Source organism: Allocoleopsis franciscana PCC 7113, assembly GCF_000317515.1.
In the GTDB taxonomy this organism is placed as follows: domain Bacteria; phylum Cyanobacteriota; class Cyanobacteriia; order Cyanobacteriales; family Coleofasciculaceae; genus Allocoleopsis; species Allocoleopsis franciscana.
The window spans coordinates 5,071,136-5,085,835 of sequence record NC_019738.1; the positions used below are offsets into that span (position 1 = coordinate 5,071,136).

Here is a 14,700-nt window from a genome sequence, read left to right on the forward strand (position 1 = left end):
ATGCAGACGATTCCTTTACTTTAAACCTTGACTAAACAAGTGAGGTATTTCTGAACCATTTGCAGTAATTCTTGAGGCTGTGGGGGCTTAGCTAAAAACTCAGTTGCGCCAGATTGAATGGCACGAAACCGATCCAATTGAGTATTTCGAGCAGTCAGAATAATAATGGGTGTTTTCTTAAACACGGGAGTTTCCCGCAAAAATTTACAGATGCTATAACCATCCGCATTGGGCAAGTGTAAGTCTAGCAAAATGAGATCTGGTTTGTGTTCTATGAGTTGGGAGAATCCGTGCATGGGTTCTGGAATAATTAACACTTGATATCCAGCAGGCATCAAGATTTTTTTTAAAGTGTGAGCCAACACAGGACTATCTTCAATACAAGCGATTACAGGCTGTTTCTCGGTCGATTTGATCGCTGTAGTTTCTAATGGGGGGGGATTGGTGGCAGTCGCCTGTTTAACCGTGGGTACGGGTAAATCAGAAACTTCTTGGAATTGCAGTATGCCCTTCTCAACAAAAGGGATTAAGGAGCGAGTGACCTCAGCGACTGATTGGTGCAGTTGTAAGGCAATATCCCATAGGGTGAACTGACCGTTGAGATAGCTGTCTGAAACGGGGAGGAGTTGAGGGTCTGCCCCCTGCCGCAACGTTGGCGCGAGGGTTGGACTGAGGTGATCTAAACCCGTCGCTTGCCATTTTTGCTCCATCTGTACTGTGTTATTGAGGAGTGTTTGTATTTCTTTGCTAGACAAGGCGACAGTCTGGTAGAACACCGATGTCGTTTTTTGGCTCGGTTTCCAATCACTGTTCCAGTCTGTGCAGTTACTGAGTTCAAACAAACATTCTTGAACAATATTACGAATCACTAATTTGGCTTGAATCAGACTCAATTGCTTTTGGCTGAATCCTTGAGTGAGGAGCTGACTTTGCCAAGATTGATTATCCAATAACTCGGAGCAATCAACACTCCAGTTCCAGTTAGGGCACTGATGTTTTAACGCTCTATGCCACCGTCTTACAGGATGGATTTTATCTATAGCATAGAGCAACTTACCCCGAACAAGATGAAGATGCCAAACAATTGTATCGTTGTGTAGGATGAGTTCTCCGTCACTCAGTTTACTGAAGTTTTTGAATTCTTGAATCAGGTTTGTTGGTATCATTTCTAACAAAATTCCAGAATATTTTTAGGGATTGAGATGAGGATGATGCATTCCCCTCAAACTTAAAGGCGATGCAATTTACTCCTATGGAGTGGCTTTTTGTTGAATTCACACCCCATGATCAAGGCCAAATCCGTCCGTACAGCAGAAAAGATGAATTTCCGGTGAAAAAATCAATGCTTGTGAGTTTATAGAGACGGGAGATCAAAGCGTATCCGTCTTGTTGTCGTTGTTGTTAACTGGGAATCAAGCCTAAAACAGTAGATGCCTTCGAGTTGCTCAGCGTGTAGATAAAGTTAGGCAACTATCGTTGCTGTCTGTGAAGAACCTATCTCACATTCGAGTTATTTTTTAGTATCTTATGATACATTTTTGCGAACGAAAGCATCTACCTTCTCTATATTTGTCTATATTAATGGGTTATTCCGGAGAATGTTGAATCAATTCTCAAAAGTTAATTCAATCATGCTACTTTTCTACATCGAATTATAAATAATTAATGAATATCACCTCAATCTGTTGCGGATATTAGCGAACTGAAATACTATTAATATAAAGCGTCATACACCGTAGTACGACTTCAGAGATTGGGTAGCATATACTCGTAGTAAGCTAGTTCTTACAATTATCTTACTTCAGCTATATTACGAGTTAGATACGCCAGGGCTATCTATTTTAAAAGCTTCAATTAGATGAATTTTCAATTCCGCCTAATTCTTCTCTAAGTCTTCAGAGAAGATAAAAATCAAGCTAGGACGGGGTGTAATTAATTGACCAAATTCTTGATGCTAAATATAGCATTTCTATTCGATTGGTGAACAATCACCTATACGGATATTGGATTGCCGCAGGAGCAGAAGAGAGAACTCATATCTCATTTTATTATGGATTGCTATATCAAGGTAAAAACACCAGGAAACCCGTAAAATCCAGGGTGCCAATTGATCAAGCCAGTAATCAAGTATTTGCGGAGAGAGCAGATTCCGACGTTTTGCACCTAATGGAGAGGAAGACTTGTCAATGAATAAAGCTATCAATCAATTACGAATCATCAATCAACTACGGATTACAGTTTTAGTTCTGCTTGTATTCGCTCTGTTTAATTTGGTAACCATTTATCGTCAAATTGACAGTATGACGATTGACGGTAGAATTGTGAATTATGCCGGTATCGTTCGAGGAAATAGTCAAAGATTAATCAAATTAACTCTCTTAGAACAAAATACAGATAGCGTAGTTTCTAAGTTAGATAAAATAATTCAAGGGCTTATAAAAGGAGATAAAGAACTTAATTTAGTTAAGGTTGAATCCCCAGACTTTCAGGCCAAAATGTCCCAAATCGAACAGTCTTGGACTCAACTTAAGAACACCCTAAGAGACTATAAAAATAATCCTAATACTTCAGAAAGAGGGCGTCTTCTCAAAGCAAGTGAGGATTACTGGGATTTAACGAATGCCGCCGTATCATCAGCCGAATCTTTTGCCAAACATCATGTACAACTTTCTAAAAACTTGGCGATTATTTTGTTCATTGCCAACCTTGTAATCCTGGTCGTCATTTGGAATATTTCTCAATATATTAAATCGAGGCTGACGAGGACGATCAATACCCTGGCTAGTTCTTCAACTCAGATTTCTGCCACCATCGAGGAACAAGAACGCATTGCGAGTCAGCAGGCGGCTTCAGTGAATGAAACCACAACCACGATGGATGAATTAGAAGCCTCTTGCCGACAGGCGGCAGAGCAAGCCAAAGCGGCTGTTACCGCTGCACAACAAGCACTGGGACTCGCACAGGGAGGTACCCAAGCGGTAGAGGAAACATTGGAAGGGATGTTTACTTTAGAAAGCAAAGTAGGAGCGATCGCAGAACAAATTGTGTATCTGAGCGAACAAGCCGATCAAATTGGCAGTATTTCCCAACTTGTTTCTGACTTAGCCAACAAAACAAACATGTTGGCATTTAATTCATCTGTAGAAGCGGTTCGCGCTGGAGAACATGGCAAAGGTTTTTCTGTAGTAGCTAATGAAATTCGTAAATTAGCTGATCAAAGTGAAAAATCGGCTGAGAAAATTAGTGACTTGGTATCAGAAATTCAGAGCGCCATTAATTCAACGGTGATGGTTACGGATGAAGGGACGAAGACAGTCGCGACGGGAGTACAAAGTGCTAGAAAAACCAATCAAGCCTTCACTGGGGTAGCAGATGCCGTCAATAAAGTGGTTTTGAACAATCAACAAATTTCACTCAATCTCAAGCAACAGGTTGATGCCATGCAACAAATTGTCGAAGCGATGGAGACAATTAACAAGGGAGCAAAAGAAACCGCGACTGGCATTAGTCAAACCAAATCAGGTACCGCACAACTGAATGAAGCGGCGTTGGTTCTTAAACGGATTGTTTGAAACGTGAAAAGCTCACCTCTTTTTATGAGTTCCGGCTCAATGTGCCCTTAGCCAGGAAGGAAGCAAGAAGATAGAGTGGTGTAGCAGAGGGGATGCAGTGGAAGAAAAATTATGCCGGGGAATTACAAATTAGTCTTAATCAGGACTGATCGTGATGATAGAAGACGAAGAACTCCGGAATCTGTATCAGATTTCAAGTGAAGAACGTTTGCAGCAATTGAAATCTGGATTGCAGTATTTACAAAAATACCCGGATGATGAAACAACCTTAAAAGAATTGCGGCGAGAAGCTCATAGTCTGAGAGGAGATTCTAGAGGTGTCGGGGTAGAATCTGTAGAAACTCTTGTTTATTGGGTTGAGAAAATTTTTGGACACCTCATCCGTCAACAAATCGTTTTCACTCCACAATTGAACAATCGACTCGAACAAGGATTAGCGGCAATTAATCGTTTGGTACAGGAAGCCGTCACTGAGCAACCAAGTGGGGTGGATATAGATGGAGTGATTGAAGGATTGACTGGGATTATTTCGGAGGCACAAAAACCACCGTCAGATGCTTCTTTAGACGCCAAAGTAGATCAAAAATGGGAGCTAACTTTGCATCAAGGAGCTGTACCTTTTGCGATCGCCCCTGGAGACGCTGCGCTTAGCGAAATCGCAAACATTAACAACGAAACTGCTCAATCTGTATCCGCTCTGATAGAAGACGAAACACTCCGGGAGTTATACCACATTACCAGCCTAGAGCGTTTGCAGAATTTGGAAGCTGGCTTACGCAATTTAACATTGTATCCGGCAGATGAAACGATTTTAGAAACATTACAACGGGAAGCCCACAGCCTTACCGGAGACTCGAAAAGTGCTGGGGTAGAAACAGTAGAAATCCTCGCCCGTTCTCTGGAAGAGATTCTCTTAAACCTCAAACATCAACAGATTGTTTTAACCCAAAAATTGATCGATTGCCTTGAGCAAGGATTAACAGCTATTCATCGTTTGGTAGAAGAATCCGTTACCGGTCAACCCAGTGGAGTTGATGTCACTGAAGTTTTTGATTACTTGATGGAAGTAGTTTTGGAGTTACAACAGCTACAACCGGATGCTGTTCCCAGCGATGAAGAGGAAAAAGAAGATCAGGAAGATTTTCACTTTCAACCCACGATTGATGACCATACCCATCCATTTATTACACCCCTATTAAAATCAGAGTTCAAGGGTAACGTTACCCAAATTCCTTCCACCTTTATCGAAGATGAAGAGTTTCGAGACATTTATAGAACGACAAGCGAAGAACGCTTACAGAAACTCGAAGCTGGGTTGCTACATTTAGAAAAACATCCCGATGACGAAACCACGTTAGAAGAATTGCTGCGGGAAGCGCACAGCCTTAAAGGTGATTCAAGAAGTGCAGACTTGGAATCGGTAGAAACCCTGACTCATGCTGTCGAAGACGTTCTTTTATGCATCAAAAAACAACAAATTATCTTAACGTCAGAAGTCAGCGATCGCCTTTATCAAGGATTGGATGCGATCGCTTTTTTGGTACACGAAGCCGTAACAGGTCAACACAGTAATGTTGATACTCCAGCGGTATTAAAACAGTTGATGGCAGTCGTTGCGGCACTTCCCCTTCCAGAGTCCCTATCGGTTCCTCCTGAAACCCCTGCTGCCATTCCCACAATTGCAACTCAAGATATACCCACTCCCTCTATCGGAGCAAGTGAACCCTATCGCATCGATACCATTCGCGTTCCCACTCGCGAACTCGATGCCTTAATGACACAAGCGGAGGAATTAACCGTCACCAAAATCCAAATTGCTCACGCTACCGCTGAAATTGAAGAATTAGCACGCCTGTGGAATAAGTGGAAAGCCTTTAATAAAAAGCAACATCGTCAGTCTTCCTCTTTGGCAACTAATCCTTATCAAGAGAGTATACAAAAAGCAATCGACAGCTTGAGTCTATTGGCTCAGGATAATAGCACCAAACTAAACTTAATTGCTGAGGACTTAAAAGAAAAAATTGGTAATTTACGACTTCTTCCTCTATCTACCTTATTTCAGTTTTTTACCCGTACCGTGCGGGATTTAGCCAAACAGCAAGGCAAAGAAGTGGAATTAATCATTGAAGGAGGAGAAACAACAGCCGACAAGCGCATTCTCGAAGAAATGAAAGACTCCTTGATGCACCTGATCCGTAATGCGATCGACCATGGTATCGAGACTCCCGCCGAACGCGAAAAATTGGGTAAACCTCCCATCGCTACGATTTGGTTAAGAGGTTACCAAAGTACTCACCATATCGTTATTGAAATAGCAGATGATGGGCGAGGATTAGACATCAAAAAAATTAAACAAACTGCCGTTAAACGCAAGCTTTACCATCCAGAACAACTGGAAAATATGACTTCCAGTCAAGTCTACTCTCTAATCTTTGCTCCTGGGTTTTCAACCCGAACCTTTATTACAGAAATTTCTGGTAGAGGCATTGGATTAGATGTAGTCCGCACTAATGTTGAGCGGCTAAAAGGTAGCATTCAAATTGAATCAACCCCCGGTCAAAAATGTACATTCCGCCTACAGTTAGGCAAGTCACTGGCAACCCTTAATACATTGTTATTGAAGGTACAAGGCATTATCTATGCTCTACCAATGGAGTATGTGCCGGGGAGTTTATTAGTTTCCCAAGATGAGATTTCTATCATTAAAGGTCGAGAAATGATTACTTGGGATGGTGAAAAAGTTCCGGTTGTTGATTTAGGCGATTTGCTACAACTCTCCAACTCCCCTGGTTATATATCCAGACCCAAGGTTGAACAACAAACGAGCGAGTTACGTACTTGTATTATACTCAAAGTTGGAGAAGAACAAGCGGGATTTTTTGTTGATCGCCTGTTGGATACACAAGAGGTGGTCATCAAACCTCAGAGCCAATTATTGAAGCGAATGCATAACATCCTTGGCGCAACAATTCTTCCTTCTGGGGAAGTATGTATGATTCTGCATCCTCCAGATTTGCTTAAGTCATTGCAAAAACAATCTCCATCCACTGTTCAAATTAAACCCAATAAAATCATTCCCCGAAAGCCTAGCATTCTCCTCGTAGAAGACTCTATTTATGTTCGTACTCAAGAACAACGGCTATTAGAGAAAGCGGGCTATGAAGTAGTGATAGCTGTTGATGGATTAGATGGTTATCGCCAACTCAAAAAACGTAATTTTGATGCGGTAATTTCTGACGTGGAAATGCCCAATTTAGATGGACTTTCGCTCACTACCAAAATTCGGCAACATCCAGAATATCAGGATTTGCCCATTATTCTGGTAACTACACTTAATTCAGATGAAGACAAAAGAAGGGGAGCAGATGCAGGAGCCAATGCTTACGTTATCAAAGGTAAGTTTAATCAAGAGTTTCTTTTAGAAACATTAGAAAAATTTGTTTAAATAATTTTGTTCAAGCTTTATTTTTGACTTTTGTAAAATATAAACTACAGCTAATGTCTATACGAGTTCTATTAGTTGAAGATTCACCCATTACCCTAGTCATTTTAAAAAGAATTCTTAATTCATCACCAGAGATTGAAGTGGTGGGAGAAGCTCGTACTGGCTTAGAAGCTTTGCAACTGATTCCCCAAGTTCAACCCGATGTCATTTGCACAGATCTGCACATGCCTCACATGGATGGTTTAGAGTTTACCTCTGAAGTTATGGCACTCTATCCTCGACCGATTTTAGTGATTAGTTCCTGGGTGCAGGAAGAAGATGCTCTTCATGTTTTTCAGCTTTTAGAAGCAGGAGCATTGGATATTTTCCCCAAGCCAGCCGCTGGACTATCAACGGAGAATCAATTAATCAATCAAGAGTTAATTAATAAGATTCAAATTTTATCGGGAGTCAAAGTCTTTAAGAAAAAGCGAAAGTCTCCCTCTCCAGTAAAAAGCTTAGATAATTTTTCTTTTCAGCCTTATGTAAAACCAGAAATCGTAGTCATTGGTGCCTCTACAGGTGGCCCACAAGCCATCAACGAACTGTTCACTCAGCTCCCCTCAAATTTATCCGTGCCAGTGATTTGCGTACAACATATTTGTGTAGGTTTTTTACAGGGATTTCTGGATTGGTTATCCAGCAGTTGTCGGTTGCCTATTCAAATTGCTAAACCTGGAACTATACCCAAGCCAGGAACGATTTATTTCCCCCCAGAACAGCAGCATTTAGAATTAGATAAACAAGGACGCTTTATTTGCTCTAATTCACAGCCATTAGACGGACATCGCCCTTCTGTAACGGTTACCTTTAAGTCGGTATCTAAGTTCTATGGCAGGGCAACAGTGGGAATATTATTAACAGGTATGGGTAAAGATGGAGCCGAAGGAATGCATTCTATCGCCAAAGCTGGCGGTTTAACCATTGCCCAAGATGAAGCCACTTCTGTAATTTTTGGAATGCCGAAAGAAGCAATCGATTTGGGAGCCGCTCAACTCGTTTTACCAATTCATGCGATCGCGCCAAAATTACTAGATATTTTACATCAACAGTCCCTCTTATCTGGAAAGCAGATTGGGATTTATAAGATTTGTTAAATTGCTAAATTAGCTTATAAAATACCCGCCCTTAAAGGTTATCTTTTTCCAAAAATCCAGTCATTGTGTAAATCAAATATTATCGGAAATTAAAGTGTTAAATTCAAAGTCTTTAAGCAAAGAGTTAATAGAAGCTTTTATCCAATTAATCGCCAAGCATACGGGGCTGGAAATTCGAGAACGAGACAAAGCGACCTTAAGCGAAAAAATTGCCTTAAGAATGAAAGACATCAAATTAGATGTCCCCGAAAGTTACTATCAACTGTTAAAATCATCAACTTCTGAAAGCTATCAAGAATGGAAAAAACTTGTTAATTTATTAACTAATAGTGAGAGTTATTTTTTTAGAGATAAAGACCAATTTGATTTATTGCGAAATCACCTTTTACCTGAATTAATAAAATGCAAAGAAAATAGCAAAACACTTCGTGTTTGTAGTGCAGGATGCTCGTCTGGAGAAGAACCCTATTCTCTAGCTATTCTTCTTGAAGAGCTTCTTCCTAATCCCGAAGAATGGAATCTCACAATTTTAGGAATAGATATCAATCAAGAAGCACTACACAAAGCTGAATTAGGAATTTATAGACCTTGGTCATTTAGACGGGTTGAGAAAGAAATCATGCAGCAGTACTTCCAACTAATTAACCATCAATATCACATCAATACCTCAATTAAGCAGATGGTAAAGTTTCAAAATCTCAATTTATTCAAAGAGGTATTTCCTTGTTCTAACTCTGAGCTACAAGACCTTGACTTAATTCTTTGCCGTAATGTTTTTATCTATTTTGAACCTTCAGCTATAGCTAAAGTCTTAGAAAAATTCTACAAGGCTCTCCAGCCTTTAGGGTATCTGATTACAGGTCATGCTGAACTCTCAGGACAGAATTTAAGTCAGTTTCAAACAAAGGTATTTCCAGAATCAGTAGTGTATCAAAAAATAACTGATCATTTGATTGATACGCCTAAACTATTGTCCCCCGCTGAACAAAATCATATACCTGAAAAACAATCATTGTTGCAATTAAATAAGGAAGACCTTGGAAATGCTTTAGAAAAAAATAATATAAAAATGCAACAAGTTGCGCTTAATCTTCTTAAACAATTACCGCCTGAAACTCAAATTCCAAAATTAGGGAATCTCACGGCAGCTCAGCTTATCCTCCAACTTGAAAAAGGCTTAAAACCCGTTTATCAGGAACCCCAATAAAAGAGCCATACTATTTTCTGGGAAGGCATTAAGGTGGGGTTTGCTTTAGAAGCAAAAAGGGGATGTGCCTGTTCTGCTGAATGTCCCTAACCTCCTCCTCAGTTTCAACAGCGAGGATAAAAACTGCATAAGTGTCATTGAGTCAGAGATAGAAGATACTAGTCAAGCCGAATGGCTGAACTAGAGCCATCCTTGGCGGCTGACATGGCTAGAAATCTTTAACGTCACGACTCTCACCTGACACGAAGGCGAAATCCTATGTCCTTAAGAGCATCTTTACCCAACTCCCAATCTTCGCAAAACCTACAGATGAAGATTGCACTCACCCTTCTTGTTATGGCAGTTGTTTATAGTGCCGCTCAATTTTTTCGAGACCGGAGCAACTATAACAAAGGATATGAAGCTTACCGCCAAGTCAATTGTTCAGTGGCATCTGCTCATTTTGATCGCGTGAAAAATGGCTGGCGTATCATCGACTTCGGTGACTTCGTATCCCGTGCTCAGCAGGAACAATCTGAATGTCTTGCCTTTAAAGCCGTGCTGGAGCAAGAAAAGAAGGGAAATGTAGCTCAAGCGATTGTTGCTTACAATGGCTTCATGAACGAGCATACTTCAGGTAGTTATCTCGTGAATGCTGCTCGCGATCGCGTCAAATCTTTATTTGAAAAAAACAAACCTGAAAAGTTAGCCACAAAAGAATTCTGCAATAATTTGAGGCAATTTCAACCAGATCTGATTCCTCAGAGTGATACAAACTTACCACTCCTCCACTTTGCCTGTGGTGAGACATACACCAGCCTGAAAGACTATCCAAAGGCAACACTGATGTATGAAACGTTTGTCGATGAATATCCCAATCACTCTTTATTATCCCAGGTAAAAACGGCATGGGCAAAAACACTGGTTGCTCAAGCCAAAGCAGAAGGTGCAGGAAACTTGCCGGCCCCCCAACGAAGTGGCACTACAGGTAATGGGTCATCCGTTGTTACCATTCGCAATGATTCACCAGAACCCATGCGGATTGTTTTCAGTGGGCCAGAAGGTCGGATTGAAGAGTTGGAAGCCTGTAGTACTTGCCAAAAATATGTGGGTCAAGGCCCCAAATCTTGTCCTAATCAAGGGCCGACTGGAGATTACACCCTCAAACCGGGTGAATATGATGTGGTAGTCAAGTCCAGGGGTGATAAATTAGTCCGTCCTTTTAAAGGCACTTGGAGTATGAATCAGGGCTGGACTTATACCAACTGTTTTTATATTGTCACGAACCCAACCCCAGAAGAGCGTGAACAACAATAACGGGTTGCCTCGGTGGGTGCTGATTTTAGATTTCGGTGGGTTTTCGCTGTTGTTTTTGTGCACATAGAAGCCAGGTTATCATCTCATTTTTCCGCAGCTAAAATGCTTTGGATTCCCCTAACTAATCGCTCAATTCCTTCTACCGCCGTCTCTTTTTGTAAGGCACCATAGGCAATTCGCAGATAACACCCCTTATTCATACCAAAGGTTGTACCGGGCATCACTGCCACGCGATGTTCCTGGATAAGTCGTTGTGCCAACTCAAACGCACCTAACTGGGTGTGAACCTTCAGCAGGAAATAAAACGCACCATCCGCAGGGGCAATGGTACATAAACCTTCTAAGCGTTTTAACGAGTCTAGTGCTAATGGTCGGACAGATGCGATCGCACAAATCTTCTCTCGACAGTAGTTAGCCCCCACCTGCAACGCCCCTAACGCCGCGTACTGGGAGATGACTGGAGGACAAATCACAATCGTATCCTGAATTTTCTTCACTGGGACGAGTAAGTGTTCTGGAATCACCATATACCCGATGCGCCAACTGGCAAAACCATAAGCTTTGGAGAGGGAGTAGAGGGAAATGGTATGTTCCTGACTGTGGGGAAATGCTCCCGGCGAAGTGTGTTTCACCCCGTTGTAGGTAAAGTATTCGTAGGCTTCATCACTGATGTGGTAAATGCCGCGATTGCGACAAATATCATTAACTTCTTGCAAGGCTTCTGCCGGATACACGACACCCGTGGGATTATTAGGAGAAATGGTGACAACAGCTCGTGTTCGTTCTGTAATAGCTTGAGCGATCGCATCCGGACGTAGCTGGTAATTTTCATCCGTTGCTACTAATACTGGACGACAACTTGCCATCACAATCGCCATTTCGTGGTTGAAATAATAAGGCGTTTGGAGAATAATTTCATCACCGGGGGAAGTAATGGCGAGAACGGCATTCATAAACCCCATATTGCTGCCGGCTGTAACAACGATGGAGTTTTGCTCATCCACCTCGATAGCGTTATCCGTTTGCAGTTTGGCGGCAATGGCAGACACTAAAGGTGGAATCCCTTGGATGAGTTTGTATTTATGATTTTCGGGATCGGCGAGGAACTCCGGCAAACGTGCGATCGCTTCTGGGGGTGGGCCATAATAAACAACACCTTGCCCCAAAGAAATCGTTCCGGGGTTGTTGCGAATCAGTTCGCCAATAATCGGGATCAGTGGCGACTGCACCGCCTGCATACGAGAAGTTAAAGTAGACATTCACCTGAAGGATGAAGTGTAAGGACAAAGTCATTGCAGTTGAACGCTAGAGCGTCAATCCATTACTGAATATTGACAAAAGCGACATACTGTGATTATTCATAAACCCCTTGTTGAAGGTGAAGCCTTCCGACTGAAAATTGTAGACGATCGCGATAAATTGCTCCCCAAATGCTTCGCCCCTATGGAGGAAGGAGGAGGCTTCTCTGTCTTTAGATTGATTTTGTCACACAAAAAATGAGGCTAACCTCCAAACAGGGACTCTTGAAACTCAGGAGTTATTGCTCTATGTCTATTAGATCTTTATTAAATATCCCGTTCGGCAGTTGAATTGCCCAGATAATTTCTCAGGACTACCCTCATTTCACTGTCACTGGATTTTTCTGAAAACCTGTGTTTAAGTATCTTCCGCCTCTCAACGAGCATAACCTTCCTTATCCCGATACCATTCACCCAATCGTGGTGCATTTCGTGATTGCGATGGTGCTGTTTGCAGTGTTTTGCGATCTCCTGGGGTATTTCACAAAAAATTCCAAATTGTATGAAGTCAGTTGGTGGAATCTGGCCTTCGCAACCGTTTCGATCTTCATTTCAATTATTTTTGGACAGATTGAAGCTGGTCTGGCAGAACCTTACGCGGCATCGGTTTCAACGCTGAATATCCATACAATTTTGGGCTGGTCGCTTTCGGGAATTCTGGCAATCGTCACCGCATGGCGCTATGTGATTCGGTTGCAGGAAAGACCGCAGTTACCCATTCCTTATCTGGCAGCAAGTGTACTCCTAGTTGGCGTCGTTTGTATTCAGACATACCTGGGCAGCTTACTCGTGTGGGTCTATGGCTTGCATACAATTCCTGTTGTAGATGCAATCAGAGAGGGCTTGTCATGAATCCAGACCTGCTGAAAGAGTGGAGTAGTTTGGGCGTGAATGGATTGCCCTACCTAATTCCCATCCATCCCAACCTGGTACATCTAACGCTAGGGTTATTTATCGTAGCGATCGCCTTTGACATTGTAGGGGTGCTGTATCCCCTCGACAAAGCGGCGTTTAAGTTTCTGGCGATTCCCGTTACCCGCTCCTCGCTGTTTGATGTTGGTTGGTATAACCTACTGGCATCAGCAATCATTACCTTTTTTACAGTCATGGCGGGTTTGTTTGAAGTTTCTTTAGCCGTACCGCTTACCGATGTCACCAGCGCCTGGGGGCTTCATGCCCTGGAAACGATGATTCTACACGGCGTAGGCGGGGTACTGATTTTGACCTTGATTGTGGGAATGACCGTTTGGCGGGGCTTTCAACGCTATAGCTGGCGTAAAGACATGGCAAGACAGGTGCAGTGGAGTTATCTCGCTGCTGGTTTATTTGTTTTTGCTTTGATGTTTGTGCAGGGAACACTGGGTGCACATCTAGGTGCTGAGTTCGGCATTCACGTTACAGCCGATCAAATGCTGCACTTAGGCGAAAATCCTAATCAACTATAGGGAAGGCAGAAGGCAAAGGGCAGAAGGCAGAAGTAACCCTTCGTTTTTCCTGCTTTCTCCTTTTAATTAAAGGCAAAGGGCAAAAGGCAAAAGGCAGAAGAACCCTTACCTTTCTCCTCCTTCTGCCTCCTACCTCCTGCCTCCTGCCTTATCCTCTCAGTTCACTGTTCTAACTATGATGCGATCGCTCTCATGCTCAAACTCCGCGCAATTCTAATAATGACGGTCTATGCCATCCTGGCTGCCTTGGCTAGCTTTTGGATGGCGAAACAATCCTATTCCTGGTTTCCGCCAGAAGCGGCAGCAGAAGCAAAGTTGCAGGATGATTTATTCAGTCTCTTCACTGGGTTAGGTACATTCATTTACTTAGGGGTGATCGGCCCTTTCCTCTACTCGTTGGTCTTTCATCGCGCCAGTAAGTATGACATGAGCGATGGCCCCCCGATTGAAGGCAACCTCTGGCTGGAGATTGTCTGGACGGGAATACCATTGGTTTTGGTGTTAACGCTTTCCTTTGTGAGCTATCGGACTTACGAAAAAATGGCGGTACGAGGGCCGATGGAACTGGTGCATTTGCACATGCCTCAGGTGATGCAGTCTGCTTACGCCGAACCCTTTGATAGCAGCCCTCAACAGCAAATTCAGAATGCAGCCCAAACGGCTCCCATTGAGCAAATTGACGTGACGGCTAAGCAATGGGCATGGGTTTTCCATTATCCACAACAGAATATCACTAGCACTGAGTTACATTTACCGGTCGGTCGCCGGGTGCGGTTCACGTTGCGATCGGAGGATGTATTGCATGGGTTTTACATTCCGGCATTTCGGCTGAAGCAAGATGTCGTTCCCAATCGCGAAATCGATTTTGAACTGACTCCCGTAAAAGAAGGAACCTATCGCCTGCGCGATTCCATGTTTAGTGGCACTTACTTTGCGGCAAATCAAGCAGATGTCGTCGTTCAGCCATTCGACGAGTATCAACAATGGCTTGCCGATGCTGCTGCTCAATCGCCCACCCCTGCCTTTAATCAGGCTGCTTTTGAGTACAGCCAAGAAAGCGATCGGGAGGGTGCAACAAAAGGCAAGGTAGCCATTCGTGGTTGGAACAGCATCCCACCTGCACCGCCACCTGTAGTGAATTATGCGCCCAAGCCTGAACCGGATAGCCCACCAGCGTAAATAAGGCAGAGGGCAAAGGGCAGAAGGCAGAAGGAAGGGAGGAGGAAGAGGGCAAAAGATAGAAGTTTTAAGTTTTCGAGATATTCCTCAGATAGTGTTCCCTGTCATCTTCCTAGTGCAGC

10 protein-coding genes are annotated in these 14,700 nt (G+C 42.8%); 8 read left to right on the plus strand and 2 right to left on the minus strand.

What is annotated here, in order from left to right; genetic code table 11:
- Positions 1-20: 20 nt before the first annotated feature.
- A complete protein-coding gene (locus MIC7113_RS20810; protein WP_015184158.1) occupies positions 21-1,166 on the minus strand; it encodes a response regulator in 1,146 nt (381 codons plus the stop codon).
- A 1,020-nt stretch (positions 1,167-2,186) separates the two neighbouring features.
- On the opposite strand from MIC7113_RS20810, the gene MIC7113_RS20815 reads away from it, so the two are divergent.
- The 5 genes from MIC7113_RS20815 (at position 2,187) to MIC7113_RS20835 (ending at position 10,656) form a co-directional block, all read left to right on the plus strand.
- Entirely contained in the window at positions 2,187-3,572 is a 1,386-nt protein-coding gene (locus tag MIC7113_RS20815) for a methyl-accepting chemotaxis protein (protein ID WP_015184159.1), read from the plus strand.
- A 154-nt stretch (positions 3,573-3,726) separates the two neighbouring features.
- Positions 3,727-7,017: a hybrid sensor histidine kinase/response regulator gene (locus MIC7113_RS20820; RefSeq protein WP_015184160.1), complete on the plus strand. Its 3,291-nt coding sequence runs from the start codon at positions 3,727-3,729 to the stop codon at positions 7,015-7,017.
- A 53-nt stretch (positions 7,018-7,070) separates the two neighbouring features.
- Positions 7,071-8,153, plus strand: a complete 1,083-nt coding sequence (gene cheB, locus MIC7113_RS20825; RefSeq protein ID WP_015184161.1) for a chemotaxis-specific protein-glutamate methyltransferase CheB — start codon at positions 7,071-7,073, stop codon at positions 8,151-8,153.
- A 94-nt stretch (positions 8,154-8,247) separates the two neighbouring features.
- On the plus strand, positions 8,248-9,360 hold the full coding sequence (locus tag MIC7113_RS20830) for a CheR family methyltransferase (protein ID WP_015184162.1): 1,113 nt from the start codon (positions 8,248-8,250) through the stop codon (positions 9,358-9,360).
- A 258-nt stretch (positions 9,361-9,618) separates the two neighbouring features.
- Positions 9,619-10,656, plus strand: coding sequence for a tetratricopeptide repeat protein (locus tag MIC7113_RS20835; protein ID WP_015184163.1), 1,038 nt, complete (start codon positions 9,619-9,621; stop codon positions 10,654-10,656).
- A gap of 83 nt (positions 10,657-10,739) precedes the next feature.
- On the opposite strand, the gene MIC7113_RS20840 is transcribed toward MIC7113_RS20835, so the two are convergent.
- Positions 10,740-11,915: a pyridoxal phosphate-dependent aminotransferase gene (locus MIC7113_RS20840; RefSeq protein WP_015184164.1), complete on the minus strand. Its 1,176-nt coding sequence runs from the start codon at positions 11,913-11,915 to the stop codon at positions 10,740-10,742.
- Between the two features lie 393 nt (positions 11,916-12,308).
- Between MIC7113_RS20840 and MIC7113_RS20845 the strand changes: the two genes are divergently transcribed.
- From MIC7113_RS20845 to MIC7113_RS20855, 3 genes are all read left to right on the plus strand, one after another.
- The gene (locus MIC7113_RS20845; RefSeq protein ID WP_015184165.1) at positions 12,309-12,806 is read left to right on the plus strand and encodes a DUF2231 domain-containing protein; all 498 of its coding nucleotides are present in this window, start codon (positions 12,309-12,311) and stop codon (positions 12,804-12,806) included.
- Positions 12,803-13,399: a DUF2231 domain-containing protein gene (locus MIC7113_RS20850; RefSeq protein ID WP_015184166.1), complete on the plus strand. Its 597-nt coding sequence runs from the start codon at positions 12,803-12,805 to the stop codon at positions 13,397-13,399. The genes MIC7113_RS20845 and MIC7113_RS20850 overlap by 4 nt, the downstream gene beginning before the upstream one ends.
- 192 nt (positions 13,400-13,591) lie before the next feature.
- A complete protein-coding gene (locus tag MIC7113_RS20855; RefSeq protein WP_015184167.1) occupies positions 13,592-14,578 on the plus strand; it encodes a cytochrome c oxidase subunit II in 987 nt (328 codons plus the stop codon).
- Positions 14,579-14,700 lie beyond the last annotated feature (122 nt).

Bases quoted from the DNA above. Each gene is read 5' to 3' on its own strand.
- MIC7113_RS20810 (WP_015184158.1), bottom strand. From the start codon at position 1,166: ATGATACCAACAAACCTGATTCAAGAATTCAAAAACTTCAGTAAACTG.
- MIC7113_RS20815 (WP_015184159.1), top strand. From the start codon at position 2,187: ATGAATAAAGCTATCAATCAATTACGAATCATCAATCAACTACGGATT.
- MIC7113_RS20820 (WP_015184160.1), top strand. From the start codon at position 3,727: ATGATAGAAGACGAAGAACTCCGGAATCTGTATCAGATTTCAAGTGAA.
- cheB (WP_015184161.1), top strand. From the start codon at position 7,071: ATGTCTATACGAGTTCTATTAGTTGAAGATTCACCCATTACCCTAGTC.
- MIC7113_RS20835 (WP_015184163.1), top strand. From the start codon at position 9,619: ATGTCCTTAAGAGCATCTTTACCCAACTCCCAATCTTCGCAAAACCTA.
- MIC7113_RS20840 (WP_015184164.1), bottom strand. From the start codon at position 11,915: ATGTCTACTTTAACTTCTCGTATGCAGGCGGTGCAGTCGCCACTGATC.
- MIC7113_RS20850 (WP_015184166.1), top strand. From the start codon at position 12,803: ATGAATCCAGACCTGCTGAAAGAGTGGAGTAGTTTGGGCGTGAATGGA.
- MIC7113_RS20855 (WP_015184167.1), top strand. From the start codon at position 13,592: ATGCTCAAACTCCGCGCAATTCTAATAATGACGGTCTATGCCATCCTG.